Genomic DNA, 26,686 nt, shown 5'->3' with positions numbered 1-26,686 from the left:
GGGACGCCAATGAATGAGCTGGTTATCAAAGGCGGGCGCGTGGCGCTCGACGACGGCTGGGCCGAATGCGACATCGGCATCGACGAGGGCCGGATCGCCGCCATCGGCAAGGGCCTCTCCGGCGAGAAGGTGATCGATGCGGGCGGCCGCTGGGTGATGCCCGGCGGCATCGATGCGCATTGCCATCTCGACCAGCCGGTCTGGGGCGGCGCCGGCAACGCCGACGATTTCTATTCCGGAACAATCTCGGCCGCATTCGGCGGCACCACCTGCATCGTGCCGTTCGGCATGCCCGGGCAGGATATGACGACCATAGTTGCCATCGACCGCGCGCTCGAGCGCGCGGCGGGGCGCGCGGTGATCGACTACGGGCTGCATGCCGTGGTCACGATGGGCACCGGCGCCGACGTCGAAGCTCAGCTCGACCAACTTGCCCAGCGCGGTATCGCGTCGGTCAAGTTGTTCATGACCTATCAGGGTTTTGCCGTCGACGACGACCTGTTCTTCAAGGTGCTGGATACTGCGCGGCGGCTTGGCTGGATCGTCATGGTGCACGCCGAGAACGACGCCGCGATCCGCCGCACACGCCAGCGGCTCATCGATCTCGGCCGCACCGACATCCGCTACCATGTGGTCGCCCATGGCGAGACGATGGAGCGCGAGGCGACGCATCGTGCGCTGGCCTTCGCCGAGATGACAGGTGCGCGAATGACCATCGTCCACGTCTCCTCCTGGCAATCGGCCGAAGAGGTGGCACGGGCGAAGACACGCGGCGTCGATGCCATTGCCGAGACTTGTCCGCAATATCTCTTCCTCGGGGCCGCCGATCTCGACCGCGAGGCAATCGACGCGGCGCGCTTCGTCTTCTCGCCGCCGCCGCGTTCGCCGCGCAGCCACGAGCATCTGTGGCAAGAGCTGACCGCTGGCGGCATCGACCTGTGGTCGTCCGACCATTCGCCCTATTATTTCGCCGACAAGATCGGTCATTCCGAGACACCCGGTTTCACCACGATACTGAGCGGCATTCCCGGTATCGAGACGCGGCTGCCGCTGCTGTTTTCGGAAGGGCTGCTGACCGGTCGCCTGACGCTCGAGCGCTATCTCGACCTCACCTCGCGCAACGCCGCCTCGATCTACGGTTTTGCCGACCGCAAGGGCAGCATCGCCGTCGGGCTCGACGCGGACCTGGCGTTGTGGGATCCGACCGCACGCTGGACGCTCGGACACAAGGCGCTGCATTCGCGCGTCGATTTCACGCCCTATGAGGGTCGGGTCGTCACCGGCAAGCCGACCACCGTGCTGGTGCGCGGCGCACCGGTGGTCGCCGACGGCAAGCTGCAAGCCGAACCGGGCTTCGGGCGTTTTGTGGCGCGCGCCGCCGCCGATCCGGCGCTTTCCGGAAGACCAGTCGAGGATTGGACACCATGGCTCGATGCCTGACCATTGCCGTTTGCCAGACCGGGCCGATCCAGCGCAGCGCCACGCGCGCCGAGACGGTCGGTCGCCTGGTGCACCTGCTTGAGAAAGCTGCAGCCGCCGGCGCCGAGATCGCGGTGTTCCCGGAAATGGCGCTCACCACTTTCTTCCCGCGCTGGCGCATCGACGACCAGGCCGAGATCGACGCCTTCTTCGAAGCTTCGATGCCAGGGCCAGAGACGCAGCGGCTCTATGATGCCGCCGCGCGGCTGAAGGTGGGCTTCGCGCTCGGCTATTGCGAGCTTACGCAGGAAGAAGGCCGCACGCGCCATTTCAACACCATGGACCTGGTCGGGCCGGACGGCGCTTTCATCGGCCGCTATCGCAAGATGCATGTGCCGGGTTCGAGCGAGCCGGAAGAAGGCACAACCACGCATCTCGAACGGCGTTACTTCGAACCTGGCAATCTCGGCTTTCCGGTCTTCGATTATCGCGGCGTCCGCGTCGGGCTGGCCATCTGCAACGACCGCCGCTGGCCGGAAACCTACCGCATGCTGTGCCTCAACGGCGCCGAGGTGGCGCTGCTCGGCTACAACACGCCGCTGCTGCTCGATGAGGCGCCGGCGCTGGCGCATCTGAGAATGTTCCACAATCATCTGCCGATGCAGGCCGGCGCCTACCAGAACACGCTCTGGGTCGGCGCTGCCGCCAAGGCGGGTCTGGAAGACGGCCAGGCGCTGATCGGCGGCTCCTGCATCATCGCGCCGACCGGCGAGATCGCCGCGCAGGCGATGTCGCTCGACGACGAGGTGATCGTGCATCGCGCCGATCTCGATCTGATCGAGGTCTGCCGCAAGGTGAATTTCAATTTCGCGCTCTATCGCCGCCCGGATCAGTACAAACGCATCTCGGAACCGGTCTGAGACTGCGATGGGCCGGAACGAAACAAGGCAAAGCCAACACAAGCCGCCGCCCTCGACCGATCCGCTGACGCTTGGCGAGATAGTCGAGAATGGCCTCTGCATCGGCTGCGGCCTGTGCCGATCGATTGCTGGCTCCGGCCGCGTCGACATGGTGATGACCCCGGAGGGGCGCGAGCGGCCAGTGGCGTTGCGGGCATTGGACAAGCCGACATTGGCGAAGATCAACGCTGTCTGCCCGGGAACGCGCATCGCCGGTCCGCCACCAACGCAGACAGACGAAGCCGCGTTGGCGGACACGGTCTGGGGACCGGTCGAACGGCTGGTGCTCGGCTCCGCCGCAGATCCCACGGTGCGCTTCATCGGCTCCGGCGGCGGGACGCTGACGGCGCTCGGGCAGTTCCTGCTCAGCTCGGGACGGGTCAAGTTCGTGCTGCATGTCGCGGCCTCGCGTTCCATGCCGATGCGCACGGAACGCAAGCTGAGCTTCGATGCCGCCTCGGTGCTCGAAGGCGCCGGCTCGCGCTATGGTCCGGCGGCGACGCTGGTGGATTTCAACGACATCCTCGACCGCGGCGAGCCGTTCGCGCTGATCGCCAAGCCCTGCGACATCACCGCCGTGCGCAACCTGGCCCGGCTCGATCCGCGCGTTGACGAGCACATGCGCTATGCGCTCGCCTTCGTCTGCGGCGGCGCCTCGGACCTGACGAAATCGGAACAGGTGCTACAGCGCTTCGGATTGAGCGAAGACGAACTGGCGCTGTTCCGCTACCGGGGCCACGGCAACCCGGGCCTCAACCGGATCGAAACCAAAGACGGCCGAGTCTTCGAGATCGGCTACAGACAGCTCTGGGAAGACGAGGACAAATGGATGATCCAGCCGCGCTGCAAGATCTGTCCCGACGCGATCGGGCAGGTTGCGGATATCGCGGTGTCGGATTCCTGGCTGAATGGCGGGCCGGCTGTTGAGGACGAGCCGCTCAACGGCATCATCGTGCGGTCAAAGCGCGGGCTGGAGCTGTTCGACGCGGCGGTTGAGGCTGGCGCGCTGCGGATCAAGCGCCAGAGCGGGATCGCCGAGATCAGCGAATTGCAGTCGCATCAGGTGCGCAAGCGGCGCGCCGTGTGGGCGCGGCTGACAGGCATGGCCATCGCCGGCAAGCCGGTGCCTTTAGTCACCGGCCTCGCTTTGCGGGATTGCGCCGCTCAGAATTCGTTGGCCGGGAATCTGGCAGAAGGGCGGGGCGCTCGCGATCGTGCGGGCCGCGGCCGTCTGGGCGAACCGCCAGCCGTGCCGCGCGGGACAGTTTTGGGGGATCCATGAGCGAGCAGACCGACGTCATCATCATCGGCGGCGGCATGGCCGGCGCCGGCGCTGCCTTCGAGATTTCGCGCGACAAAAAGGTCGTGCTGCTCGAGCGCGAGAGCCATTGCGGCTATCACACCACGGGACGCTCGGCGGCGAGCTTCACCGAGAATTATGGCAACGGCGTCATCCGTCGCATCGTGCTCGCCAGCCGGGCATTTCTCACCGAGCCGCCGACAGGTTTTTCCGATTATCCGCTGCTCAGCAAACGCGGCATGATCACCGTGGCGCGCGCCGATCAGCTCGACCTGTTGCGCGAGGATCTGGCGGCCGCGCAGGCCTTGGTGCCGTCGATCGTCGCGATGACGCCGGACGAGGCGATCGCGCGCGTGCCGGTGCTGCGCCGGGATTATCTCGCCGGCGCTTACATCGAGCCGCATTCAATGGACATCGACGTCAACGGCCTGCACCAGGGTTTTTTGCGCGGCGCGCGAGCGCACGGCGCGCGCATCGTGACCAAGGCCGGCGTGAGAGCCATCGGCCGACAGGGCGGTCAATGGCGGGTCGAGACGGAAGCGGGAGCATTCCTTGCGCCGCTGATCGTCAATGCGGCCGGCGCCTGGGGCGACGAGATCGCGCTGATGGCCGGCGTGCGTCCCGTTGGCCTGAAGCCGAAGCGCCGCACCGCCTTCAACATACCGGCGCCGGCCGGCCTCGACATTAGCGACTGGCCGCTGGTCAACGATGTCGGCGCGGAGTTCTATTTCAAGCCGGATGCCGGGCAGCTCTTCGTCTCGCCGGCCGATGCGACGCCGTCGGCGCCGATGGACGCCTTTGCGGAAGATATCGATGTCGCGATTGGGGCCGAGCGTCTCGAACGGGCAACGACGATCGAAGTGCAGCGCGTGTCGCGTTCGTGGGCAGGGTTGAGAACCTTCGTCGCCGACGGCTCGCCGGTGGTCGGACCGGATGACGAATTTCAAGATTTCGTCTGGCTGGTCGGGCAGGGCGGCTACGGCATCAAGACGTCGCCGGCGCTCTCGCGCGTCTGCGCCAGCCTGATCGCCGGCGGCGGCCTGCCGGACGATGTAGCGAGACAAGGCGTATCCTTGGACGACTTGACGCCGCACCGGCTGCGCGGCGCCGAGGGCGAAGTTCGGCAGGTCGCTTCATGAACTCACTGACGGCCGGCGGCAAACTGGCGGGAAGCATTCTGGACGCGCTGGCCGAGGCTACGACGGACGCGCCGGGGATCACGCGCGTCGCTTACGGACCCGGCGAACGCTTTGCCCATGATCTCGTGCGCAAGGAAGCGGAAAAGCTCGGCGCCGTCGCCCGCGTCGATGCCGCCGGCAATCTCTATCTGACGCTCAAGGGGGGCCGTCCGGAATTGCCTGCGATCGTCATCGGCTCGCATCTCGACAGTGTGGCGCATGGCGGAAATTTCGACGGCGCCGCCGGCGTCGTGGCAGGCCTGGCGGTGATGGCCGAACTGGTCTGGCAAGGCATCCGCTTGCCGCGCGACCTCGTCGTGCTGGCGACCCGCGCCGAGGAAGCCGTCTGGTTTCCGCTGTCCTACCCAGGCAGCCAGGCGGCGCTTGGCGTGCTCGATCCGCAGGCGCTCGATGCGAAGCGGTCCGACAGCGGTCGCACGCTGGCCGAGCACATGCGCGAGGAAGGTTTCGACCCAGACGCCGTGCGACGCGGCACACCGGGCATCGATGCGGGCCGGATTGCGGCCTTCGTCGAGGTACATATCGAGCAGGGGCCGCGCCTGGTCGCCGCCGGGGCGCCTGTCGGCATCGTCACCGGGATCGCCGGGGGATTCCGCTATGTCGACGCCAGATGTCTTGGCGCCTATGCCCATTCGGGGGCCGAGCCGCGCTTCGCCCGGCACGACAGCGTGCTTGGCTTTGCCGACCTGATCGCGGGCCTCGAGGCGGAGTGGGACGTGCTCGAACGCGATGGGCATGAGGCCACCATCACCTTCGGTCGAGTGCAATCCGATCCGACGCAACATGGCGGCAGCCGAGTCCTTGGCGAACTCGGATTCACGCTCGATGTGCGCAGCGCCGAAGCAGGCGTGCTGGACCACATCGAGGCAAGATTGCATGAGATCTGCGCTGAAGTTGGCACCAAACGCGGCGTCACCTTCAAGCTTGGTCCGCGCTTCACCTGGGACCCTGCGACCATGTCGCCGGATCTGATCGGCAGGCTTGACCGCGCTGCCACCTTGCTGGAAATGCGGGTGCCGCTCGTGCCGAGCGGGGCGGGGCACGATGCAGCCGCCTTCGCCGGCGCCGGCATTCCGACCGCGACGCTCTTCGTGCGGAACGAGAACGGCAGCCACAATCCGTATGAAGCGATGGAGATCGCCGACCTCGATCAGGCGATCCGGCTGCTACTGCGTTTCGTCGCCGATTTCGACAACTCACCGGCTCAGACATGAACCTCGCCAAGACTGCCTTGCTCGTCATCGACCTGCAGAATGAATACCGCCCCGGCGCCGCATGGCCGGTCGTCGGCTATGATGACGTGCTCGCCAATGCCGCCGCGCTGATCGAAGCGGCCCGCAAGGCTGGCGTGCCCGTCATCCACGCGCAGGCCTGGGTGAAGCCGGAGGAGCGTGAAGACTATGCGCGGCAGGAGGAAATCCTGACCGAGGAATTCCGCTCCGCTGTCGCAGGAAGCGAAGGCGCGGATATCTGTGCCGAGGTGGCGGCAGTGCCCGGCGATCTCGTCATCCACAAGCATTGGCCGAGCGCCTTTCGCCGCACCGAGCTTTCGCAGCGGCTCGCCGCGCTCGGCATCGAGAACCTCGTCGTCACCGGCGTGCTGACCGACAGCTGCGTAACGGAAAGCGTGTTCGATGCGGTCTACCAGGGATTCCGCGTCTGGCTGGTGAAGGAAGCCTGCGGCAGCATGACGGAAGCCATGCATCGCACAGGCATGCTCGACATGGCGAACCGGCTCTATGGCGGTGGGATCCTGCGCCAACCCGAGGCATTGAAGGCGCTTGCCGGCCAGCCCTTCGATGGCTGGCGCTGCACGCGCCCGGTGGAGTTCGCCTATGCGCTGGAGAGCGTCGACCGGATCTACGAGGCGCTGTGACCGGCGCCGCAGCCGCACGCGCCCCTGAATACCGTCCTTGATGGCGAGGGCTTGAGAACCGAGCCGGGCAGCGCTCCGGTGGCCCTGCCGCCGCGCCAGACCGAGACGCCGTTGACGAAGACGCGGTCGATGCCGGCCGCCGGGCGGCGCGGCTCCTCGAAGGTGGCGGTGTCGATGATCGTCTCGGGATCGAAGATGACGAGATCGGCGAAATTGCCTTCTGCTAGGATGCCGCGCTGCTCGATACCGAATTCACGCGCGGGCAGGCCGGTCATGCGGAAGACGGCCTCTTCCAGGCTGAACAGGCCGATATCGCGCGCGTAGTGCCCGAGCACGCGCGGAAACGTGCCCCACAGGCGCGGATGCGGGTGGATGTCGTGGGGCAGGCCGTCCGAGCCGATCATGGTGCGCGGATGCGCGATGATGTTGCGGACATCTGTCTCGTCGAGCTGGAAGTAGACCGCTCCGGCCGGCAGCAGGCGCTCGCCGGCTTCGCGTTCGGTGCAGTTCCATTCCCGCGCGATGTCGGCGATCTCGCGCCTTGCCATCTCCGGATGCGGATCGGACCAGGTGATGAGGATCTTCAGCCCGGTGTCGCAGCGCTCCAGCCGAAGCACCGTCGAGCTCGCGGCATAGGGATAGACGTCCATGCCTATATCTATCGTCTCGCGCGCGCGGTCGATCCGTTCCAGCGAGGGCCGGCTCTTGCCGAAATTGGCGCGGCCGGTGCACTGGTGGTGCGAGATGAACAGCTTGCCGCCGGCGTGCTCCGCAATGTCGATCGCTTCCTCGATCGCCTCGTCCATGGTCTCGAAATAATTGCGCGTGTGGGTAACATAGGGACCGCCGAGGCCCGCCGCTGTCGCGGCAAGCGCCTTGACCTCCTCCGTCGACGAGTTGACTGCCGGCGGGTAGTCGAGCCCGGTGCTGAGGCCGAACGCGCCTTCGGCCATGGCTTCGGCGACCGCCTCCTGCATCGCCGCCGTCTCCGCTTCGTTGGCGGGCCGGTCGGTCACCGGCATGCAGCGCTGGCGCAGAGTGGTGTGGCCGACGAGCAGGGCCGCGTTGGTGGCGATGCCGCGCCGCCTGAGCTCCGCGACATAATCGGCGAAGCGGTCGAAGCGGAAATTCTCGCGGCCGCCGACCAGCGTGAAGGGCGGCGGCGGGGTCTTTTCGAGCTGCAGCGGCGCAAGGCTGACACCGCAATTGCCTGCAATCACCGTCGTCACGCCCTGGCTGATCTTCGGGTCCATGCCGCGCGGCGCCAGCAGCGCGCCGTCGTCATGGGTGTGCACGTCGATGAAGCCGGGCACCACCACCTTGCCGGAGGCGTCTATCTCCTCGATGCCTTTTTCAGCGTTTAGCCGACCGATGGCGGCGATCCTGTCGCCGGTGACGGCGATGTCGGCCTCGAAGGGTCTTGAGCCGTCGCCGGCGATCAGCGTCGCGTGGCGAATAACGAGATCATAAGGCATCGGGCGGCTTTCCAACTCTTTTGATGGAGCATGATCCTTTCCGAAAACCGGGTCCCACCTTTCGGGATCATGCTCTAAGCTTCCGGATTGGCGGCGATCTCCTCGCGGCGGCGCGCGACATAGGCGTCGAGCTCCTCGCGGATCGCGGGGTCCATCACCGGCTCCTCGTAATCGTGCAGCGCCTGCTGCCAGAGCTCGGTCGCGCGCTCCAGCGCGTCCTTGCCGCCGGCTTCCTGCCAGGCGCCGTAGTTCTGCCAGTTGGACAGCATCGGCTGATAGAAGGCGGTCGTGTAGCGCGACATGGTGTGCTCGGCGCCGAAGAAATGGCCGCCGGCCGGCACCGACTTGATGGCCTCGAAGCCGAGGTCGTCCTCCTGGAACGGCAGAGGCCGCAGGAACTCCATCATGTTCTGCAGGATCTCGACGTCGAGCACGAGCTTTTCGTAGGACGCCGTCAGCCCGCCCTCAAGCCAGCCAGCGGCGTGGTAGATCAGATTGGCGCCGCCGAGCACTGCGCCCCATGTCGCCATTTCCGTCTCGTAGGCGGCCTGCAAATCGACCACGTTGGAGGCGTTCGCGTTGGAGGTGCGATACGGCAGGTTGTAGCGCCGCGCCAGTTGCCCGGCGATGATGTTGGCCTTGGCGTTTTCCGGCGTGCCGAAAGCCGGTGCGCCGGATTTCATGTCGACATTGGAGGTGAAGGCGCCATACATCACCGGCGTCCCGGGGTTGACGAGTTGCGTCAGTGTCACGCCGAACAGCGCCTCGGCGTTCTGCTGGCAGAGCGCGGCGGCGAGCGTCACCGGGGTCATCGCCCCCATCAGCGTGAAGGGCGTGACGGTCACCGGCTGGCCATGCTCGGCCATCGCGATCAGGCCTTCCGCCATCGCATCGTCGAACAGGCGCGGCGAGTTGATCGAGATGATCGTGGTCACGCCCGGCGAAGCGCGCATCTCCTCGACGGAGATGCCGCGCGCGATGGCCATCATGTTGATGCCGTCCATCGCCCTGGCGCGGCCGATGGCGGTGCAATGGAAGGAGAGGTCGCTCAGCGTCAGATTGGCGTGGTAGGTGTCGAGATGGCGCGAATTGGCCGGCAGCTCGACCGGCGCCACCACCTGGTTGCCGATGATGTGGATGGCGTTGAAGTGATGCGCCAGCCGGATGAAGTTTTGGTAGTCGGGGAGATTGCCCGGCCTGCGGCCATTGATGCGGTCATGCACATTGGGCGGACCGGCGACCAGGCCGAAGACAAGCGAATTGCCGCCGAACTCGACCTGCTTGTCCGGGTTGCGGCTGGTCAGCGTGAAGGACGACGGTACGTTGCGCAGGGCCTCGGTGACTATGCTTTCGTCGATGCGGATGGTGCTGCTCTCGCGGTCAACGATGGCGCCGGCACGGGCGAACAGGTCCATCACCTTTTCGCTCATCACGCGGATACCGAGCTCCGACAGGATGCGCATCGACGTCTTGTGCAACTGCTCCATGCGCTCTTCGTCGAGCATCTGCATGGGCGGGTAGGGATTTTTCAGGCTTTGCCAAGGCAATTGCGCGATGCCGCCGCCGCTGCGTCCGAGTTTCGATCTGCGGCCACCGCCGCGCCTGTCCTGTGACATAGCTTGTTCCCTTCCGATTCTCTTTTTCGCAATTCCGGACGGAAAACCCCGTCACGCGTTTCCCGGAATTGCTTTCAGTAACCGCGTTCCGGATTGACCACGTTTTGCAGCGCTTTGCCTTTGCGGTAGCGCGCCAGATTGTCGGCGAACATGCGCACCGACCTGATGTCCCAGCCGTCATAGACCGCGGCGCAATGCGGCGTGATGGCGACGTTGTCGTAGCCCCAGAGCGGATGCTCGGCCGGCAACGGTTCGGTGGCGAAGACGTCGAGCGCCGCGCCTTTGATCCGCCCTTTCTCGAGCGCGCTTACCAATGCGGCTTCCTCGACGACGCCGCCGCGCGAAATGTCGATCAGGACTGCGGACGGCTTCATCGCGGCAAAGGCGGCCTCGCCAAGCAGGCCGCGCGTGGCGGGCAGCAGCGGTACACAGCAAACGATGAAGTCGGCACGGCCGACCAAACTCAGCAGCGCATCGGGACCATGCACCTCGTCGAGCGAGGGCATCGGCTTCGGTCGCGCGCGGATGCCGAGCGTGCGCATGCCCATCGCCTGTGCGCGGCGCGCGACGGCCTCGCCGGTCTTGCCGAGGCCGAGGATAAGAACGGTCTTGCTCTCGATAGGCTCGACACGGCCGCCGCCCCATTGGCGAGCCTGCTGCCTGCGCTCGAAACCGCGCAGGTCGAGCGAGAAGGAGAGCATGGCGCCGAGCGCGTATTCGGCCAGCATGCCGGCGGCGACGCCGGCCGAATTCGTCACCGTCACATGCGCGGGATCCCAGCGGCCGAGATGGTCGGTGCCGGAGCCGCCGATCGACACCCATTTCACCGTCTGGCTCTCGGTAAGGGCCTGGCGCGGAAAGCGCGGCGTGCCGTCGAAGCGGATCGAATAGACCACCTCCGCGGCGGTGCGCTCAATCAAAGCGGGGAGGCCGGCATAGGTATCGCAGGCATGGACATCGAGGTCCGGATGCGTCTCGGCGAGCACCGCCAACGCTCCGGCCGGCTTGTCGGTGTGCAGGATGACGGTTGGGCGCGCCGACATCGCGACCTCAACTGCGGCCGATGTGGTCGGCGGCGCTGCCGAGGGCGGAAACAAGCGCCTGGCCGTTTTCCAGCGTGGCATTCTCATGCGGCGCGCGCAGGTTCAGCCAGCGCCGGTCGCCGGACTTGATCGCAAGCACCGCCTTCATGGCCGGGATCAGCCCGGCATCCTGGATCACTTTCCTGAACGCCTTGACGGCGGCATCCGCCTCGGCGACGTCCTCGCCCTTTCGTGCCGCGTCGTAGAGACGGCGGATGGCGGCGGCGTTCAGATTGACGGTTGCCGAAATGCAGCCTGCGGCTCCGCTCGCCAGCCCCTTGGTGAGTTGTGCCTCCGAGCTTGGAAAGACCGAGATACTCGGCGCGGCGGCGATGACGGCGGCGGTGTTGTTCCAGTCGCCGGCACTGTCCTTGTAGGCGACGATCGTGTCCGGAAAGGCCTCACTCAGCCTGGCCGTCAGGGCCGGAGAGACCGACACGCCCGAGTTCTGCGGGATGTGGTAGAGGATCAACCGCATCGAAGGCTTCGCCACCTTCTCGATCAGCTCGCTGTAATAGCGCGCCTGACCGTTGTCGCCGGCGCCGGTGTAGAAGAAGGACGGCAGCACCATGACCGCGGCGCAGCCGAGGCCGACGGCATGCGCCGACAGTTCGACCGTTTCGGGCAGCGCGGTGACACCGGTGCCGGGCATCAGCCGGTCCGGCGCGATGCCGGCCTCGACCAGCCATTCCAGCGCCTGCACGCGCTCGCGCAAGGACACCGACAGCGCTTCACCGGTCGTGCCGAAGGGCGAGAGGAAATGCGCGCCCTGGCCGAGCACCCATTTGGCGTGGGAGATCCAGAGGTCGCGCGCGATGCGGCCGTCGTCTTCGAACGGCGTCAGGATCGGGGCGACGGTTCCTTGTGGGCGGGTCATGAATGTCCTCTATGCTGGTCTGGGTGGGCAGCCACCGCCGCGACGGCGCGGGCGAAGTAGGCCGAAGCGGTGATGTCGAAGAGTATGTCGAAACCCGCCGGCGAACGGAACGTCACGGCTTCGATATGGCCTACGCGGGTCTGAGCGATGTCGTCGGCGCCGAATTTCCCGGGTCTGAGGTCCAGTGCGCAGAGACTGCTCATCGCTTCGGCAAGGCGAGGGCCTGAAAGCCGCATCCACGCCCAGCTTTCCTCACGCCATGACGAATAGCCTTTTGGCGCCGGCGCGGCCTGCCAGGCGGCCTCGAGTTCGGCAAGAGTCGTCTCGGCGCCCTCGGCGAGAAGCAGGATGTCGTCGTTGCCGAGGCGAAGAACCCGCATGCCGGGATGGCCGCCGATGCGGTTGACGACGGGCAGCTCGACGCCCCGCGCGGCAAGCCAGGCGGCGCTGCCACCGCCTTTCAGCCCGAAGCGCGGCTTGTCCGTCAGATCGCTCAGCACGACAGCGCCGGAAACCAATTGCGTGCCGTCGGCCGCGCCGCCGAGCGTGAAGGGATAGATGCGGGTCGCGGTGCCGGCTGCCATCTAGATCTCCTGCCGTGCGTTGGTCGGGTCGAAGAAGGCGTGGGCGACGACCGGCACTTCGACCAGTTCGCCGTCGCGACACTTCACGGTTACGCGGCTGCCTTCCGCCTGGTCGTCGACATGCACATAGGCGAGCGCGATGTGTGTCCCTAGCGATGGCGAGTATCCGACCGAGGTGATCTGGCCGACAGGCGCGCCGCCGCGCAGCACCAGGCAGCTTTCGCCAGGGATGTTGCGGGCGTCGGCAGGGAATTGCAGCCCGACCAGCTTGCGGGTCTGGCCGAGCCTTCCGCGCATCTCGATGGAGCGCTTGCCGACGAAGAACGGCTTCTTCTTCGAGACCGCCCAGCCGAAGCCCAGTTCGTCCGGCGTGGTGATCGCATCCGTGTCCTGGCCGATAAGGATATGACCTTTCTCCAGGCGCAAGATGCGCGACGCTTCCAGTCCATAGGGGCGCAGGCCGTGCGGTTGGCCCGCCGCCATCACCGCGTCCCAGAGACCGGCGGCCAGGCTCGACGGGCAATGCAGCTCGTAGCTGAGTTCGCCCGTGAAGCCGATGCGCATCACCCGCACCGGGACGCCCGCGACATTACCTTCGCGGCCGCTGAGATAGGGGAAAGCATCGCGGCTGAAATCGATGTCGCTGTCCAGCGCCTCGAGCACCAAACGTGCCCTTGGTCCGGTGACGTTCAGGCCGGAGAATGCACCGGTGAGGTTGAGCACGTCGACCTTCAGATGCCATTCGGCGTTCCAGAAGAGCATGTCGGCATAGACGCGCGCGACGGCGCCGGTGGTGGCCGTCACATAGAACTGGTCCTCAGCCATCCGGTAGGCGACGCCGTCGTCGACCACCGATCCCATCTCGTTGAGCATCAGGCAATAGCGCACGCGGCCGACAGGCTGGTTGGCATGCGCCATCGTGTAGAGGCGGTCCAGAAACTCGCCGGCGTCCGGGCCGCGGATCTCCAGCTTGCCGAGCGTCGAGACGTCGAGCAGGCCGACGCCTTCGCGCACGGCGAGGATTTCGTCGCGGACGGCGTGCTGCGCACTGCCTGCGTCGCCATAGTAATAGGGCCGCCACCATGCGCCGACCGGTTTCATCGCCGCGTTCAGCGCGATGTGCCGCGCATGCAGCGCGGTGCGGCGCTCCAGCACCTCGTGATGGCCTGCGAGCACGCCGAGCGTTTCCGGTCCGACGGGGGGCCGCGCGGTGGTGATGCCGATCTCGCCAACCGGCCGGCCGGTTGCCTCGGCGACGATGCGTGCCGTGGCCAGGGCCGAATGACGTCCCTGGCTTGGCCCCATGCCGACGGTGGTGAAGCGCTTGACCAGCTCGATTTCTCGATAGCCATCCTTGGTTGCGTTCCACAGATCCTTGACCTGCAGATCCTCGTCGAAGTCGACGAAGTCGCGTCCCTTAGGATCGGCGACGATCGGCTGCACATAGCGTGGCCGGACGCTCTTCGGTGCTGCTGGAGGTTCTTCCGCAACTGTGTGGCCAAGCCGCGAAAGCGCGGCTGCCGCTGCTCGTTGGCCGCTGGCGATTGCCTCTTGCAAGTCGTCCGCTCCTGCGACGGCGCCGGCGAGATGGACGGGGCCTTTTGGAAGCGTGATCGTCATCGCTTCGGTGGCGACATCGTAGCCGACCTTGCCGCCGGCCTGGCACGGCAGTTGCCATGCCGGCGCCTGACCGATCGAAACCGTCAGAAGGTCGCAGACGATCCAGCGTCCGCCGACGCGGACGCGGGCGAGATGTCGGTTTCCCGCCTTGCCTTCCGCTGCCTCGATGGTTGCACCTTTCCGAATAGCAACGCCGCTGCCACGCAGTTCGGCTTCCAGCGGGCCGGCCTCACCGGCCGATCTCGGATCGACAAGCTCGACGACCGATACCCCTGCATCCAGCAGGTCGAGCGCTGTCCGATAACCATCGTCATTGGCGGCCAGCACCACCGCGCTCTGACCGGGCCGCACGCCGTAGTGCCGGATCAGCCGTTGGGCAGCGCCCCCGAGCATGATCCCCGGCAGGTCGTTGTTGCGGAAGATGGCCGGCTGCTCGATGGCGCCGGTCGCCAGGATCACCTCGCGGGCGCGCGTCCGATGAAGGCGATTGCCCTGGATCAGCGGCAGCCAGTTGTCTTCGTACCAGCCATTGCAGACGGTGCCGGTCAGCACCTTTAGATTGGGCAGCGCCTCGAGCCGCGACGACAGGCCGGAGAACACCGACGAGTCGTAACGGCCATAGCTCAGCGCGCCGCCGATCTCGGGGTTCTCGTCGCACAGCACCACGTCGGCGCCGGCCTCGGCGGCGGCGATCGCTGCGCTCAATCCCGCCGGGCCGGCGCCGACGACGAGCACGTCGCAATGCAGGTGCGTCTTGTCGAAATGCCGGTGCGGCGCCTTGGTGTCGACTACGCCCAGGCCCGCCTTGCGGCGGATCATCGGCTCCCAGAATTTCAGCCAGCTGTCACGGCGCGGACCCATGAAGGTGCGGTAGTAGAACCCAACTGGCAGGAACCGGCCGAACCTGTCCATGATCGCGTCGCGGTCGCGCTCGAGCGAGCCGTTGACGTTTTGCGCGCTGGCCCGCAGCCCTTCGCTGATCGGCGTGCGCTCGGCAGGAGCATTGGGTTCAGCCGGCAGTTGCACAAGCGCGTTGGCGTCGGCTCCGGTCATCGACAGGATGCCGCGCGGACGGTGATATTTGAACGAGCGCGACAGCACCCATTGGCCGGAGCCGGCAAGGGCGCTGGCGATGCTGTCGCCTTCATAGCCTTCGAAAGATTGGTCCTCGAAGGTGAAGCGGACGGGGCGGCTCCGATCAATGCGGCTTCCGAAAGGGGCGGGCAACCGGTTCATGCGCGGTCCCGCTGCTCGGATGCGTCGAAAGTGCGGATGATCTCGTTGCTGACGAGATCGCGCTCGGCCAGGAAGAAATAATTGCTCGGCACGTGCCGCCACCACTCGACCACGATGCCTTTGCGGTTTTCGGCGCGGAACAGATGGCGCGACCATTCGGCGTCGCCCGCCGCAGTCGGATCGAGCTTCTCACGCACCGGGCCGAAGGATTGGAACTCGTCGATGTTGCGTGGGCCGTTCATGGGGCAGGTGAGCAGTTTCATGGCTAATGGCTCGCCGCGGTCGCGCCCATTTCATTGAGCAGGCGGAAGGTCTCGAACCGCTCCAATGCAAATGGTTTCAGGATATCGGGAACGCGGCCGTCGGCGATCGTCTGCGCCATGCGCTTGCCCGCGACGGGCGTCGCCTTGAAGCCCCAGGTGCCCCAGCCGCAATCGAGCCACAAATTGGCGAGCGGGCTTGCGCCCATGATCGGGCTGTAGTCCGGCGTCATGTCGGTGATGCCGGCCCATTGCCTCAGCAGCCGCACGCCTTGCAGGAAAGGAAAGAGATGGACGGCGCCTTCGGCCAGATGCTCCTTCATGTCGAGCGTCGAACGGGTCGAATAGAGCTGGTAGGGATCGGAGCCGCCGCCGATGACGACCTCGCCGCGCGAGGACTGCACCAGGTAGGTGTGCAGCGACACCGACGAGACCAGCGTGTCGAGCCAGGGCTTCAGGGGCTGGGTCACCATCGCCTGCAGCGGATAGCAGCGGATCGGAAGCTCGACGCCGGCCATGAGTGCTACGTCGTAGTTCATGCCGCCGGTGGCGATCAGCACCTGGCCGCAGGCGACGCGGCCCCTGTTCGTCCTGACCACCTGGACGCGGTCGCCGACCACCTCGAAGCCCTGCACCTCGGTGCGCTGGTGGATCTCGACGCCACGCCGCGAAGCCTGGGCGGCGTAGCCCCAGGCGACGGCGTCGTGGCGCGCCGTTCCGCCGTCGGCATGCCAGAGGCCGCCGAGGATTTCGAGCGGACCGCCATAGTCCATATTCAGCAGCGGGCAGAGCTCCTCGACGCCCTTCTGGTCGACGACCTCGGTGCGCGTGCCCATATGCTTGCCCATCTCGGTGCGCAAATGGAAACTGCGCATCGTCGCCTCGCTGTGCGCCAGCGTGAGCTGGCCGCGCTGCGAGAACATGACGTTGAAGTCGAGCTCTTGCGACAGGCGCTCGAACAACTCGACGCCTTCCTTGTAGAAGGCGATGCCTTCCGGCGTGATGTAGTTGGACCGGATGGTGGTGGTGTTGCGCGCGGTATTGCCGCCGGCGAGGTAGCCTTTTTCCAACACCGCCACGCTGCTTATGCCGTGATACTTTGCAAGATGATGCGCGCAGGACAGTCCATGCCCGCCGCCACCGATGATGACGACGTCATAGGCCGGCTTCAGTTCGGGCGTTGCGGGGATGTCGCCGCTGACCGGATAGTCCCGGCTGAGACCGTATTTCAGAAGCCTGAGGGGCATTGCGCACTCAGCTCGAAGTCTTGGGAGGATCGTAGAGCAGCGCCGACAGATCGGAGAAGTGGCTGTCGCGGTCGTCGAGCGAAAGGATAGCGTCGCGGATCGCCGCCGCGCGGTCGGCTCCGAGCACGGGTGCTGCGAACTCCATGTACTTTGCCTCGACGTCCTGCGCCGACATCGGCGCTTCCGGTCCGCCACGCGCGTGAACGTCGCCCGATGCCAGCCCACGTCCGTCGGTCGTCGTGATGACGACATCGGCCCAGCGGCCGGCGGGGAAGCGGGCGCTGTGGCGCTCGCTCTCGGTCACCGTGATGCGGGTGAGCATGTCGGCGACCGCGGCGTCGGCGAGCCCGGCGCCGGAGATATGCTCGAGCCCGATCCGCCTATGGATGATGAAGGTGGCGACGGCGAAGCGCAGGCTGTATTGCGCCTTCGAGGTCGTGTCTGGCATGCCGTCGAACAGCGTGGCGGCATAGTGGAAACTGTTGACCTGGACATGGGCGATGTCGGACGGGGCAAGGTTGTGCGTTAGGCAAAGTCCACGCACCGCATCGATCGCCGCATGCGCCCAGCGGCAGATCGGGTAGGGTTTCACGTATTGATGCAGTGATTGCCAGAAGACGCCGAGGTCCTGCCAATATGCCGCGACGTCAGGCGCCTCCACCGTGATCGCCGGCGCACCGGTGAAGCCGCGTTCGGCGAGCACCGCCGCCGAAAGTCCGATGAGCGCGCCGGGGCCGGAGCCGTCATGCAGCATCGTCGGCGTGGCGATCTCGCGCATCATCTGGCTGCGCGGGCCGTGATACTCGGCAATGCCGAGCGCCTCGCGCAGTTGCGCTTCGTCGAGTCGCCGCAGCCGTGCCGCGACCGCCGCCACGCCCAAGGCGTTCCAGGCACCCGAGGTGTGATAGTCGCTCACCGTCGCGTGCAAGGCGATGCCGGCCCGGCCGGCGACTTCGTAGCCGATCACCAGAGCTGCCAGCGCCTCCGGCCCTGTCAGGTCGGGCCGCGCTTCGGCGAGCGCGGCAAGCGCCGGCACGACAGCGACGCCGATATGGCCCTTGGTCGGGCTGTAGCCGTCATGGCCGTCGAGATTGTCGGTCTGCGTGGCGACCGCGTAGGCGGCGCCGGCGATGCTGGCGCGACGCCCGTCGAACAGCATGGGAGCCGAGTATCGCGGGTCGTTTGAACCGTAGAGCAGGACCGCGGCATCGCGTGCGATCCGGCCTGCTTCCATAGGTCCGGCGGCAATCGCAATGCCAAGCGTGTCGAGCAGGAGGTAGCGTGCCTGTTCCAGCACCGGTTGAGGGAAGACGGAGGCGGGACGCCGCAGCACGAAATCGGCAAGCCGCGTGAACGTATCGGAACTGACGGCAGGCCCCTCACGCCGGTATGACGGCACAGCCACGCGCTTATCTCCCCAGTCTCTTCACAACATCAATAAATTGGGTTCATCGTGCGGGCACGCGATTAGTTTGGCGGCTTTGGCCAAAAATACTGATGTCATGTCGCCCGTCTGAGATTGAAGGGCCGGGTGGCCATGCGGTAGCTATGGCAAATATCCAGCAGGAGACTCGGATGAAGCCGCCGCCCCCCTTGAACTATATTCGCTCGTTCGAAAGCTCGGCCCGCCATTTGAGCTTCACCACGGCGGCCAAGGAACTGGGCTACACGCAGGCCGCGGTCAGCACGCATGTGCGCGCGCTCGAACATTATATCGGCCGGCAGCTGTTCATCCGCTATCCGCGCAGCCTCAAGCTGACCGAGATGGGGGAGGCGTTCTTGCCGACGCTGCGCCAAGCGCTCGACCAGATCGACCAGGCGACCGAGGCAATCGTCGCTTCGTCGCGCAACCGCACGGTGGTCGTTTCCTGTCCGATGAGCCTGGCGGAAAACTGGCTGGCCGGCTGCATGGCGGCGTTCCGCAAGAAGCATCCCGAAATTGAGATCGTGCTGCACGGCACGATCTGGGAAGATTTGAGCGAGCAGATCGCCGATATCACCATCTCGACGCGGCGCTTCGATGACAGGCCGCCTTCGGCGACCCCGCTCTGGAACGACGAACTGGTCCTGCTCTGCGCTCCCGCCCTGCTCGAGGGTGAGGATGCGCTGAAGACGCCGCAGGACATGCTCAAGGTGGACTGGATCTTCGTGCATGGCCGCCAGGAATACTGGCAGGTGGTGACAGAAGCGCTCGGCGTCGACCTCGAGGACCACGACAAAGGCCTGTCGACCAACGCCTCCAACATCGCCCTCGAACTCGCCGCGATGGGGGCAGGCCTCGTCGCCACGCAGCGTTCGCTCGCGCATGCCTATATGCGCCGCGGGCTGCTCGTCGAGCCGTTTCCCGTCCGGCCGCCGAGCCCCTGGAATTACTATCTGACCGAGAGCCAGCTTTCGAAGGGCAACATCGCGCGCACGGTCAAGGAATGGATTCTTTCCAGGGCAAGGGAAGACGCCGCCTGAGCGCGGTGGCACTATCGGATTCAAAAATTTGATGGGGCAATGGCATTGTTTTTTTAGGTCTTTGAAGCCGGATTTCTGCGGTTCATGAAGGGTCAAGCCCTTCCGGGATTTTTGCATCGCCCCTAACATGCGCAGCCGCAAGGGGAATGTAACGGGCGGAAAAGCCCTGAACCGGAGAACAACGATGACAATGTTCAAGAGCAACGGTGACCGCGTCCCGGCGGTCATCGAGAGCTACGCAACCGAAGTCCAAGGCGGCCGGATGGACCGGCGCGAATTCCTGGCCATGGCGAGCGTGATGGGCGCTTCCACGGCGCTCGCCTACTCGATGGCGGGGATCGAGCCGGCCAAGGCCGCCGCGATCGTGCCCGGCAAGAAAGGCGGCATCCTGAAGATGCAGATGATCATCAAGGACATGAAGGATCCGCGCGCCTGGGACTGGTCGGAAATCGCCAATGTCATGCGCCAATGCAACGACTACATGATCCGCTACACCACCGACTTCACCTTCGAGGGTCATCTGGTCGAGAGCTGGGAGGTAAGCGACGACGCCACCGAATACACGCTGCATCTGCGCAAGGGCGTGAAGTGGTCGAACGGTGACGACTTCAACGCCGACGACATCGTCTACAACATCGAACGGTGGTGCGATAAGGCGGCCGAGGGCAATTCGATGGCCGGCCGCATGAGCTCCCTGATCGATCCCGCAACCAAAAAGGCCGCCGCCGGCGCTATCACCAAAGTCGACGACCACACGGTCAAGCTGAAATGCCGCCAGTCGGACGTCACCATCATCCCGGGCTTTTCCGACTATCCAGCGGTCATCGTCCATCGTGACTTCGACAAGAACGGCGCCAACATGCTGAAGACGCCAGGCACGGGTCCTTACGAGCTGATCTCGTACAAGGTTGGCGAGTCGGCCTCTGTCCGTCGGCGCAAGGACTTCACCTGGTTCGGTGGCGAGACCTATCTCGATGGCGTCGACTGGGTCGACTATGGATCGGACGCGTCGAACCCCGCAATCGGCAGCGCCTTCGAGGCGGGCGAGATCGACTGCAACTACCAGACGGTCGGCGGCACCGTGGACCTCTATGACAGCATGGGCCTGGTCAAGGAGCAGGTCGTCACCGCCGGCACTATCGTGCTGCGCACCAACGTGACCAACAAGCCTTACGACGACAAGCGGGTGCGCAACGCTATCCAGCTCGCGGTCGACAACGAGACGGTGCTGAAGCTCGGCTATAGCGGTCTCGGTCAGGTCGCCGAAAACCACCATGTCTGCCCGATCCATCCGGAATATTACGCGCTGCCGAGAGTTCCGCGCGACCTGGCCAAGGCAAAGGCGCTGATGGCCGAGGCCGGCCAGACGGATCACGAGTTCGAGCTCATCTCCTACGACGCCGACTATGTGAAGGACCCGGCCGACGTCGTCGCCGCGCAGATGCGCGATGCCGGATTCAAGGTCAAGCGCACCATCATCCCAGGCTCGTCGTTCTGGAACGACTGGACGAAATATCCCTGGTCGACCACCGACTGGGGCATGCGGCCGCTGGGCGTGCAGGTGCTGGCGATCGCCTATCGCAGCGGCGAGGCGTGGAACGAGTCGGGCTACGCCAATCCGGACTTCGACAAGAAGCTCAACGAGGCGATGGCCATCGCCGACCCAGCCAAGCGCAAGGAGTTGATGAAGGACGTCGAGTTCATCCTGCAGGACTCCGGCATCCTCGTCCAGGCGTTCTGGCGCTCGCTCTACCGCCACCATGCCACCTATGTGAAGAACCTCGGCATGCATCAGACATTCGAGCTGCAGTTGGACAAGGTCTGGCTGGACAAGGCTTAGGCCAGAGCGGATCACAGCAATAATTCTGGGGCGTGTGTCGCGCCCCAGAATTCACCGGCGACTGCGACCGATCTGTCAGCTAAATCAAACGCCGGGCGCTCAGCGAGAGCGCGAGAAAAGTCGCCGAACAAGAACAAAGGGAAGAAACCCGAATATGCGTACTCATGCACAAGCGGTTGTCATTGGCGGTGGTCTGATCGGCTGCTCGATCCTTTATCACCTCGCCAAGTTCGGATGGACGGATGTCGTCCTTCTCGAGCGCAGCGAGCTGACCTCAGGCTCCACCTGGCACGCCGCGGCCAACATCCACGGCCTGCATGATTCCACCAACATCAGTCGCCTGCAGCATTATACGATGGCGCTCTACAAGGAGCTGGAAGCGGAGACCGGCCAGGGCTGCGGCATCTTCCAGCCGGGCTCGCTCTATCTCGCCCAGACGGAGGCGCGCGAGCACCAGCTGAGGCTCCAGGAAGCCAAGGCGCGACGCTACAAGATGAATTTCTACGAGGTCGGACGCGACCAGGCCGAGCGGCTGCATCCGCTGGTCGATTTCGACGGCATTCGCTGCATCATGTATGAGCCGGAGGGCGGCAACGTCGACCCGTCAGGCGTGACGGCCGCCTATGCCGCCGGCGCGCGCCAGCGCGGCGCCGAGATCCATCGCTTCACGCCGGTCACGGCGACCGAGGCGCAGGCAGACGGCAGCTGGATCGTACGCACACCGAAGGGCGACATCCGCACGCAATGGGTGGTCAACGCCGCCGGCCTCTGGGGCAGGGAGGTCGCCGCCATGGCGGGGTTGCAATTGCCGCTGATCCCGACAGAGCACCAGTATTTCGTCACCGAGACAATTCCCGAGATCGCGTCCATGGGGCGCCGCCTGCCTTCGGTCGCCGATCGCGATGGGGAATATTACTTGCGCCAGGAAGGCCTCGGGCTGCTCATCGGCGCCTACGAGCGCAACATGAAATTCTGGGCCGAGGAAGGCACGCCGCTGGAGTTCGGTCATGAGCTGTTTCCCGACGATCTCGACCGCATCGAAGAGAACATGATGCGCGCCGTTCAACGCGTTCCCGCGGCGGCGACGGCCGGCGTCAAGAAGGTGATCAACGGCCCTATGATCTGGTCGCCCGACAGCGCCGTACTGTTCGGGCCGGCGCCGGAGCTCAGCAACTATTTCTGCTGCAACGGCATCATCCCGGGCTTCTCGCAGTCGGGCGGCATGGGCAAGCTCGCGGCTGAATGGATGATCGAGGGCGAGCCGACGCTCGATATGTTCGGCTGGGACATGGCGCGCTTTGGCCATTGGGCCGGCAAGGCCTTCACCAAGGCCCGCGTGCAGGATCAGTACAGCCACCGTTTCAAGATCCATTTCCCGAATGAGGAGCGCGCCGCCGGCCGCCCTGTGCGGACCCGGCCCGTCTACGAAATGCAGAAGGAAATGGGCGCCGTGTTCGGCCTCAATTTCGGCTGGGAGCACCCGCTGTGGTTCGCCGCCGAGGGCGAGCCGCGCGAGGAGACGGTCGGCTTCACGCGCCAGAACTGGTGGGGACCGGTCGGCCGCGAAGCCCGCATGCTGCGCGAACATGCCGGCATCATCGACATCTCAAATTTCGCCAAATACGAGGTGAAAGGGCCGGATGCGGAGGCTTGGCTGAATGCGGTGTTCGCCAACCGCATGCCCACCAAGGCCGGCAACTCTTGCCTCACGCCCATGATCGGCAAGCGCGGCGGCATCGCCGGCGATTTCACCGTGACCAGGCTGTCGGATGACGAGTTCATGGTGATCGGCTCCGGCATGGCCGAGCGTTTCCATCAGCGCTTCTTCAAATCGGTGCCGCTGCCGGCCGGCACGACCTTCCGCTCGCGCACCGAGGAGCTTGGTGGCTTCAACGTCGCCGGGCCGAAATCGCGCGAATTGCTGCAGCGGCTGACCAATGACGACCTCTCGAACGAGGCCTTCCCGTTCATGCGTTCGCGCCAGATCACGGTCGCCGGTGTCGACGTGGTGGCGCTCAGGGTCTCGTTCACCGGCGATCTCGGTTGGGAACTGCACTGCAAGGCCACCGACCAGGTCGAGCTCTATCGCGCGCTGCTCAAGGCCGGCGCGGAGGTCGGCGCCGGACCGGTCGGCTCGCGGGCGCTGATGTCGCTTCGCGTCGAAAAAGGCTACGGGAGCTGGAGCCGCGAATATTCGCCGGAATACTGGCCGCAGGAAGTCAAGCTCGACCGGCTGATCAAGTCGGACAAGCAATTCCTCAACCGCGATGCCTATCTTGCCGTCGCCGAGAAGCCGGCGCGGGATGAACTGATCATGCTCTCAGTCTCGACCAAGGACGCCGACGCCACCGGCGGCGAGCCGATCTTCCTGCCGGACGGCACGCCGATCGGCCAGGTGTCGTCGGGCGCCTACGGCTATTTCGTCGAGCAGTCGCTGGCGATGGGCTACGTCAAGGCCGGAACCGCCAAGGCCGGCGACAAGGTGACTGTCGCCATTCTGGGCAGGCCGCACGACGCGGTGCTGCTCGCGCATCCGCCCTTCGATCCGGAAGGCAGGCGGCTGCGGTCGTAAGCCGCGAACGTCCGGCGACTGGGAGCGCACGACCTCGAAGAGGACTTCAAACAACCAAAACAAAGGGGAATCGCATGATCAAACGGCATTTGCTGGGCACGATTGTCGCCCTGGTGCTGACGACTGCCGCGCAGGCGGCCGACCTCAAGGTCGTCAACGACGACGCGTGGTTCGCCGAAGGTCCGATCTGGTATCAGGACAAGCTTTTCTACGTCGAATACGGCCGCGGCACGGTGACTGTCTGGGACGGCAAGAAGAACGACATCTTCTGGAAGATGGATGGCTGCGGCCCGTCGGCCGTGCTGCCGACGACCACCGGCGAGTTCCTCGTCACCTGCTACGACAACAACACGATCGGGCGCATCTCGGCCGAGGGCAAGACACTGCCGCCCTATCACAAGGATACGGACGGCAAGCCGTTCAGCGGCCCGAACGATTTCGCGCCGGACAAGGATGGCGGCGTTTACTTCACCGGCTCGGGCAAGGGCGGCCCGCTGATCGACGCCTCGGCCTATTACATCGGCAAGGATGGCAGCGTGAAGAAGGTCGCCGGCGATCTGCACAATGCCAACGGCCTCGTTATGTCGAATGACGGCAAGATCCTCTATCTGGTCGAAACCGAGGACAACCGGATCATTGAGTTCGACGTCGCGTCCGACCACAGCTTAAGCAATCGCCGCGTCTTCCTGCGGCTCGACGATCTCTTCCCGAACCAGCCGCATATCTGGCCCGACGGGATCAAGATGGATAAGGAAGGCGAGATGTATATCGGCCAGAGCCCGCGCTCGCTCGATGCCCCTGGCAAGATCATCGTTGTCGACAAGGACGCCAAGCTCTTGCGCACACTTTCGGTGCCGTCGCCGTCCATGCCGAATTTCGCATTCGGGCCGGACGAGAAAGTGCTCTACGTGATGGCGCTCGACCAGATCGACGCAGCGCCCTGGCATGGCAAGGTCTATGAGGTTCCGAACAAGTGAGGGTTCGTTGGCGACCGGTCGGCGGGTTAGCCGCCGAACCGGTCCAGCCAGTGGTGTGCGAGGTCGGAGCGGCGGCAGACCCAGATGTCGGGATTGGCCGCGATCTTGTCGAGAAAGCGCTCCAGCCCGATCATGCGACCGGGACGCGCCGCCAGCCGGCAATGCAGCGACACCGTCATCATGCGCGGGGTCGTTCGGCCTTCCTTCAAAAGCCAGTCTACGCCGTCGCTGACATATTCGAAGAACTGGCTGCCCGTCTCCAGGCCTGAGCCGCGGGAGAAACGGCTGTCGTTGTTGTCGAAGCTGTGCGGCACGACCAGATGCCTTCTGGCGCCGACATCGACGAAATAGGGCAGGTCGTCATTGTAGTCGTCGCAGTCGAACAGGAAGCCGCCATGCTCGACCACCAGCCTCCTGGTGTTGAGACTTGGCCGGCCGGTGTACCATCCCAGCGGGTCGATGCCGGTGACCTTGCGGACCGTATCCACAGTCATGGCGATATGCTTGCGCTCTTCCTCTTCGCTGAGCGGCGCGTAGTCGATCCAGCGCCAGCCATGGCAGACGATGTCGCTGCCGAGCACTGCCATCGCCTTGCCCGCGGCGGGATTGAGCTCGAGCGCGCGGCCGACAACGTAGAAGGTCGGGATGACGCCCTTGTCCTGGAACAGCGAGATCAGCCTCCAGACGCCGACGCGCGAACCATATTCGTAAAGCGATTCCATGTTGCGGTTGCGCAAGTCGGGTATGGCGGGCGCCACGGCAAGCTCGGACAGGATAGCCTCGGACACGCCGTCGCCTTCGCCGATCGAGTATTCCGCGCCTTCCTCGTAGTTGACGACGATGTTGAGCGCCAGCTTTGCGCCGCCGGGCCATTCAGCCGCCGGCGGCCGCTCGCCATAGCCGATGAAATCACGGGCGGGCAGATACGGCACGTGTGACGTCACGTCTTGAAATCTCCTCGGATGAAGCCCTTACCAGCATTGCCGGCCGCGCATGGCGGTGAGCGCGCGCAGCGCGCGGTCCATGACATCCGGCGGTCCGATCGTAATGCGCAGGCAGTCGGTCAGGCCGTAACCCGCCATGCCCCGCACGATTAGGTCGGCGCCGCGCAGGGCGCCGTCGGCCGCGGTCGCGGCCGCCGCATCGGCAAAGCGCACCAGGACGAAATTCGTCCGGCTCTCGGGTATTTCGTATCCGGCCGCTTTCAAGCCCTGCGCGAAGCGGTCGCGAATGTCGGCGGTACGCGCCACAGTCGAGCGCATATAGGCCTGGTCCTCGACGGCAGCGACGGCCATGGCAAGGCTCACGGTCGAGACCTGGTTGGAATTCTGCATCTTGCGCACCTGTGCGGCGACCGGGGGCGCGAACAGCCCCCAGCCGATGCGCGCGCCGGCGAGCCCGTATGCTTTGGACAGGCTGCGCAGGACGACGGTGTCGCCGCGCCCGGCCAGCGCGAAGACGGCTTGCGGATCCTGGTCGTCGAATTCGCCATAGGCCTGGTCGATCATCAGCAGAACGTCGCCCGGCAGCGCCGCGCGCAGGCGCAGAAGCTCGGCGTTCTTGACGCGCGTGCCGGTCGGGTTGCCCGGATTGCAGACGAACACGATGCGCGTTGCCGGCGTGAGAGCCGCCAGGATGGCGTCGATCGAAACCTCGAAGCCACGCTCCGCGGCCTTGACGTAGGTCGCCCCGACACGGGCGGCGGCCGATGCGGCAAAGCTATACGCATAGTCCGTGCCCAGTACATCGGCGCCGGGACCGGCGAAGGCGGCGATGGTGCAGGCGATCAGGTCCATCGAGCCGGCGCCGCACAGGATAAGGTCGCGCTCCACCCCATAGGTTCTTGCGATCGCATCGCGCAGCAAGGTCCAGTCCGGGTCCGGATAAAGGTGACTGCGGGCCACGGCGTCCCGGCCGGCCTCGATCGCCCTTGGGCTGGGCGGGAAGGCGCTCTCGTTCTGGGCCAGCGTCTGCCGGTCGAAGCCGCCGAAATTCGCCAGTGCGAAAGCGGACATGGCCTCGATTTGAGCGGTGGCTTTCAGGGGCACGGCATATCCATGCGGGTCCGGCTATAGCTTTGTCGG

General features: G+C 65.5%; 21 protein-coding genes. 10 read left to right on the top strand and 11 right to left on the bottom strand.

The window, feature by feature from the left end:
• Nucleotides 1-9 precede the first annotated feature (9 nt).
• From hydA to ACR64R_RS11505, 6 genes are read left to right on the top strand one after another with little or no spacing between them, the layout of a single operon-like run.
• Nucleotides 10-1,440 (top strand): dihydropyrimidinase, encoded by a 1,431-nt coding sequence (hydA, locus tag ACR64R_RS11530; RefSeq protein WP_487361745.1) that lies wholly within the window; start codon nucleotides 10-12, stop codon nucleotides 1,438-1,440.
• Nucleotides 1,425-2,339 (top strand): nitrilase-related carbon-nitrogen hydrolase, encoded by a 915-nt coding sequence (locus ACR64R_RS11525; protein ID WP_487361744.1) that lies wholly within the window; start codon nucleotides 1,425-1,427, stop codon nucleotides 2,337-2,339. Before hydA ends, ACR64R_RS11525 begins: the two co-directional genes overlap by 16 nt.
• A 7-nt stretch (nucleotides 2,340-2,346) precedes the next feature.
• Nucleotides 2,347-3,660: a Coenzyme F420 hydrogenase/dehydrogenase, beta subunit C-terminal domain gene (locus tag ACR64R_RS11520; RefSeq protein WP_487361743.1), complete on the top strand. Its 1,314-nt coding sequence runs from the start codon at nucleotides 2,347-2,349 to the stop codon at nucleotides 3,658-3,660.
• Nucleotides 3,657-4,817: an NAD(P)/FAD-dependent oxidoreductase gene (locus ACR64R_RS11515; protein ID WP_487361742.1), complete on the top strand. Its 1,161-nt coding sequence runs from the start codon at nucleotides 3,657-3,659 to the stop codon at nucleotides 4,815-4,817. The genes ACR64R_RS11520 and ACR64R_RS11515 overlap by 4 nt, the downstream gene beginning before the upstream one ends.
• A complete protein-coding gene (locus tag ACR64R_RS11510) occupies nucleotides 4,814-6,091 on the top strand; it encodes a Zn-dependent hydrolase (RefSeq protein ID WP_487361741.1) in 1,278 nt (425 codons plus the stop codon). Before ACR64R_RS11515 ends, ACR64R_RS11510 begins: the two co-directional genes overlap by 4 nt.
• The gene (locus tag ACR64R_RS11505) at nucleotides 6,088-6,753 is read left to right on the top strand and encodes a cysteine hydrolase family protein (protein WP_487361740.1); all 666 of its coding nucleotides are present in this window, start codon (nucleotides 6,088-6,090) and stop codon (nucleotides 6,751-6,753) included. The genes ACR64R_RS11510 and ACR64R_RS11505 overlap by 4 nt, the downstream gene beginning before the upstream one ends.
• Here ACR64R_RS11505 and ACR64R_RS11500 read toward each other — a convergent pair.
• The 9 genes from ACR64R_RS11500 to ACR64R_RS11460 form a co-directional block, all read right to left on the bottom strand.
• On the bottom strand, nucleotides 6,738-8,228 hold the full coding sequence (locus ACR64R_RS11500; protein ID WP_487361739.1) for an N-acyl-D-amino-acid deacylase family protein: 1,491 nt from the start codon (nucleotides 8,226-8,228) through the stop codon (nucleotides 6,738-6,740). The genes ACR64R_RS11505 and ACR64R_RS11500 overlap by 16 nt on opposite strands.
• 74 nt (nucleotides 8,229-8,302) lie before the next feature.
• Nucleotides 8,303-9,844 carry a trimethylamine methyltransferase family protein gene (locus ACR64R_RS11495; protein WP_487361738.1) on the bottom strand — a complete coding sequence of 514 codons (1,542 nt, stop codon included), beginning with the start codon at nucleotides 9,842-9,844 and terminating at the stop codon, nucleotides 8,303-8,305.
• Between the two features lie 74 nt (nucleotides 9,845-9,918).
• Nucleotides 9,919-10,887 (bottom strand): D-2-hydroxyacid dehydrogenase, encoded by a 969-nt coding sequence (locus ACR64R_RS11490; protein ID WP_487361737.1) that lies wholly within the window; start codon nucleotides 10,885-10,887, stop codon nucleotides 9,919-9,921.
• A 7-nt stretch (nucleotides 10,888-10,894) separates the two neighbouring features.
• The gene (locus ACR64R_RS11485) at nucleotides 10,895-11,803 is read right to left on the bottom strand and encodes a dihydrodipicolinate synthase family protein (RefSeq protein ID WP_487361736.1); all 909 of its coding nucleotides are present in this window, start codon (nucleotides 11,801-11,803) and stop codon (nucleotides 10,895-10,897) included.
• Nucleotides 11,800-12,387 (bottom strand): hypothetical protein, encoded by a 588-nt coding sequence (locus ACR64R_RS11480; protein ID WP_487361735.1) that lies wholly within the window; start codon nucleotides 12,385-12,387, stop codon nucleotides 11,800-11,802. The genes ACR64R_RS11485 and ACR64R_RS11480 overlap by 4 nt, the downstream gene beginning before the upstream one ends.
• Nucleotides 12,388-15,243 (bottom strand): FAD-dependent oxidoreductase, encoded by a 2,856-nt coding sequence (locus ACR64R_RS11475; protein WP_487361734.1) that lies wholly within the window; start codon nucleotides 15,241-15,243, stop codon nucleotides 12,388-12,390. It lies immediately after the preceding gene.
• Nucleotides 15,240-15,506: a sarcosine oxidase subunit delta gene (locus ACR64R_RS11470; RefSeq protein WP_487361733.1), complete on the bottom strand. Its 267-nt coding sequence runs from the start codon at nucleotides 15,504-15,506 to the stop codon at nucleotides 15,240-15,242. Before ACR64R_RS11470 ends, ACR64R_RS11475 begins: the two co-directional genes overlap by 4 nt.
• 2 nt (nucleotides 15,507-15,508) lie before the next feature.
• Nucleotides 15,509-16,750 (bottom strand): FAD-dependent oxidoreductase, encoded by a 1,242-nt coding sequence (locus ACR64R_RS11465; RefSeq protein WP_487361732.1) that lies wholly within the window; start codon nucleotides 16,748-16,750, stop codon nucleotides 15,509-15,511.
• Nucleotides 16,751-16,757: 7 nt separating this feature from the next.
• On the bottom strand, nucleotides 16,758-18,155 hold the full coding sequence (locus tag ACR64R_RS11460; RefSeq protein ID WP_487361731.1) for an MmgE/PrpD family protein: 1,398 nt from the start codon (nucleotides 18,153-18,155) through the stop codon (nucleotides 16,758-16,760).
• A 170-nt stretch (nucleotides 18,156-18,325) separates the two neighbouring features.
• Between ACR64R_RS11460 and ACR64R_RS11455 the strand changes: the two genes are divergently transcribed.
• The 4 genes from ACR64R_RS11455 to ACR64R_RS11440 all read left to right on the top strand — a co-directional run bounded on the left by ACR64R_RS11455 (nucleotide 18,326) and on the right by ACR64R_RS11440 (nucleotide 24,602).
• Complete coding sequence (locus tag ACR64R_RS11455; RefSeq protein WP_487361730.1) at nucleotides 18,326-19,213, top strand: LysR substrate-binding domain-containing protein; 888 nt, start codon at nucleotides 18,326-18,328, stop codon at nucleotides 19,211-19,213.
• 184 nt (nucleotides 19,214-19,397) lie between these two features.
• A complete protein-coding gene (locus ACR64R_RS11450) occupies nucleotides 19,398-21,053 on the top strand; it encodes an ABC transporter substrate-binding protein (protein WP_487361729.1) in 1,656 nt (551 codons plus the stop codon).
• A gap of 154 nt (nucleotides 21,054-21,207) precedes the next feature.
• The gene (locus ACR64R_RS11445) at nucleotides 21,208-23,625 is read left to right on the top strand and encodes a GcvT family protein (protein ID WP_487361728.1); all 2,418 of its coding nucleotides are present in this window, start codon (nucleotides 21,208-21,210) and stop codon (nucleotides 23,623-23,625) included.
• Between the two features lie 74 nt (nucleotides 23,626-23,699).
• The gene (locus ACR64R_RS11440) at nucleotides 23,700-24,602 is read left to right on the top strand and encodes an SMP-30/gluconolactonase/LRE family protein (RefSeq protein ID WP_487361727.1); all 903 of its coding nucleotides are present in this window, start codon (nucleotides 23,700-23,702) and stop codon (nucleotides 24,600-24,602) included.
• 26 nt (nucleotides 24,603-24,628) lie between these two features.
• On the opposite strand, the gene ACR64R_RS11435 is transcribed toward ACR64R_RS11440, so the two are convergent.
• On the bottom strand, nucleotides 24,629-25,546 hold the full coding sequence (locus tag ACR64R_RS11435; protein WP_487361726.1) for an allantoinase PuuE: 918 nt from the start codon (nucleotides 25,544-25,546) through the stop codon (nucleotides 24,629-24,631).
• 27 nt (nucleotides 25,547-25,573) lie between these two features.
• Nucleotides 25,574-26,617: a pyridoxal phosphate-dependent aminotransferase gene (locus ACR64R_RS11430; protein WP_487361725.1), complete on the bottom strand. Its 1,044-nt coding sequence runs from the start codon at nucleotides 26,615-26,617 to the stop codon at nucleotides 25,574-25,576.
• Nucleotides 26,618-26,686 lie beyond the last annotated feature (69 nt).

Source organism: Mesorhizobium sp. MC2-1-1 (assembly GCF_057597255.1).
This window is presented reverse-complemented; position numbering and strand designations above follow the sequence as displayed.

Coding starts and splice junctions, on each gene's coding strand:
- ACR64R_RS11505 (WP_487361740.1), top strand. CDS start 6,088: ATGAACCTCGCCAAGACTGCCTTGCTCGTCATCGACCTGCAGAATGAA.
- ACR64R_RS11510 (WP_487361741.1), top strand. CDS start 4,814: ATGAACTCACTGACGGCCGGCGGCAAACTGGCGGGAAGCATTCTGGAC.
- ACR64R_RS11445 (WP_487361728.1), top strand. CDS start 21,208: ATGCGTACTCATGCACAAGCGGTTGTCATTGGCGGTGGTCTGATCGGC.
- ACR64R_RS11520 (WP_487361743.1), top strand. CDS start 2,347: ATGGGCCGGAACGAAACAAGGCAAAGCCAACACAAGCCGCCGCCCTCG.
- ACR64R_RS11485 (WP_487361736.1), bottom strand. CDS start 11,803: ATGACCCGCCCACAAGGAACCGTCGCCCCGATCCTGACGCCGTTCGAA.
- ACR64R_RS11495 (WP_487361738.1), bottom strand. CDS start 9,844: ATGTCACAGGACAGGCGCGGCGGTGGCCGCAGATCGAAACTCGGACGC.
- ACR64R_RS11525 (WP_487361744.1), top strand. CDS start 1,425: ATGGCTCGATGCCTGACCATTGCCGTTTGCCAGACCGGGCCGATCCAG.
- ACR64R_RS11440 (WP_487361727.1), top strand. CDS start 23,700: ATGATCAAACGGCATTTGCTGGGCACGATTGTCGCCCTGGTGCTGACG.
- ACR64R_RS11515 (WP_487361742.1), top strand. CDS start 3,657: ATGAGCGAGCAGACCGACGTCATCATCATCGGCGGCGGCATGGCCGGC.
- ACR64R_RS11465 (WP_487361732.1), bottom strand. CDS start 16,750: ATGCCCCTCAGGCTTCTGAAATACGGTCTCAGCCGGGACTATCCGGTC.
- ACR64R_RS11470 (WP_487361733.1), bottom strand. CDS start 15,506: ATGAAACTGCTCACCTGCCCCATGAACGGCCCACGCAACATCGACGAG.
- hydA (WP_487361745.1), top strand. CDS start 10: ATGAATGAGCTGGTTATCAAAGGCGGGCGCGTGGCGCTCGACGACGGC.
- ACR64R_RS11500 (WP_487361739.1), bottom strand. CDS start 8,228: ATGCCTTATGATCTCGTTATTCGCCACGCGACGCTGATCGCCGGCGAC.
- ACR64R_RS11480 (WP_487361735.1), bottom strand. CDS start 12,387: ATGGCAGCCGGCACCGCGACCCGCATCTATCCCTTCACGCTCGGCGGC.
- ACR64R_RS11450 (WP_487361729.1), top strand. CDS start 19,398: ATGACAATGTTCAAGAGCAACGGTGACCGCGTCCCGGCGGTCATCGAG.
- ACR64R_RS11430 (WP_487361725.1), bottom strand. CDS start 26,617: ATGTCCGCTTTCGCACTGGCGAATTTCGGCGGCTTCGACCGGCAGACG.
- ACR64R_RS11475 (WP_487361734.1), bottom strand. CDS start 15,243: ATGAACCGGTTGCCCGCCCCTTTCGGAAGCCGCATTGATCGGAGCCGC.
- ACR64R_RS11455 (WP_487361730.1), top strand. CDS start 18,326: ATGAAGCCGCCGCCCCCCTTGAACTATATTCGCTCGTTCGAAAGCTCG.
- ACR64R_RS11490 (WP_487361737.1), bottom strand. CDS start 10,887: ATGTCGGCGCGCCCAACCGTCATCCTGCACACCGACAAGCCGGCCGGA.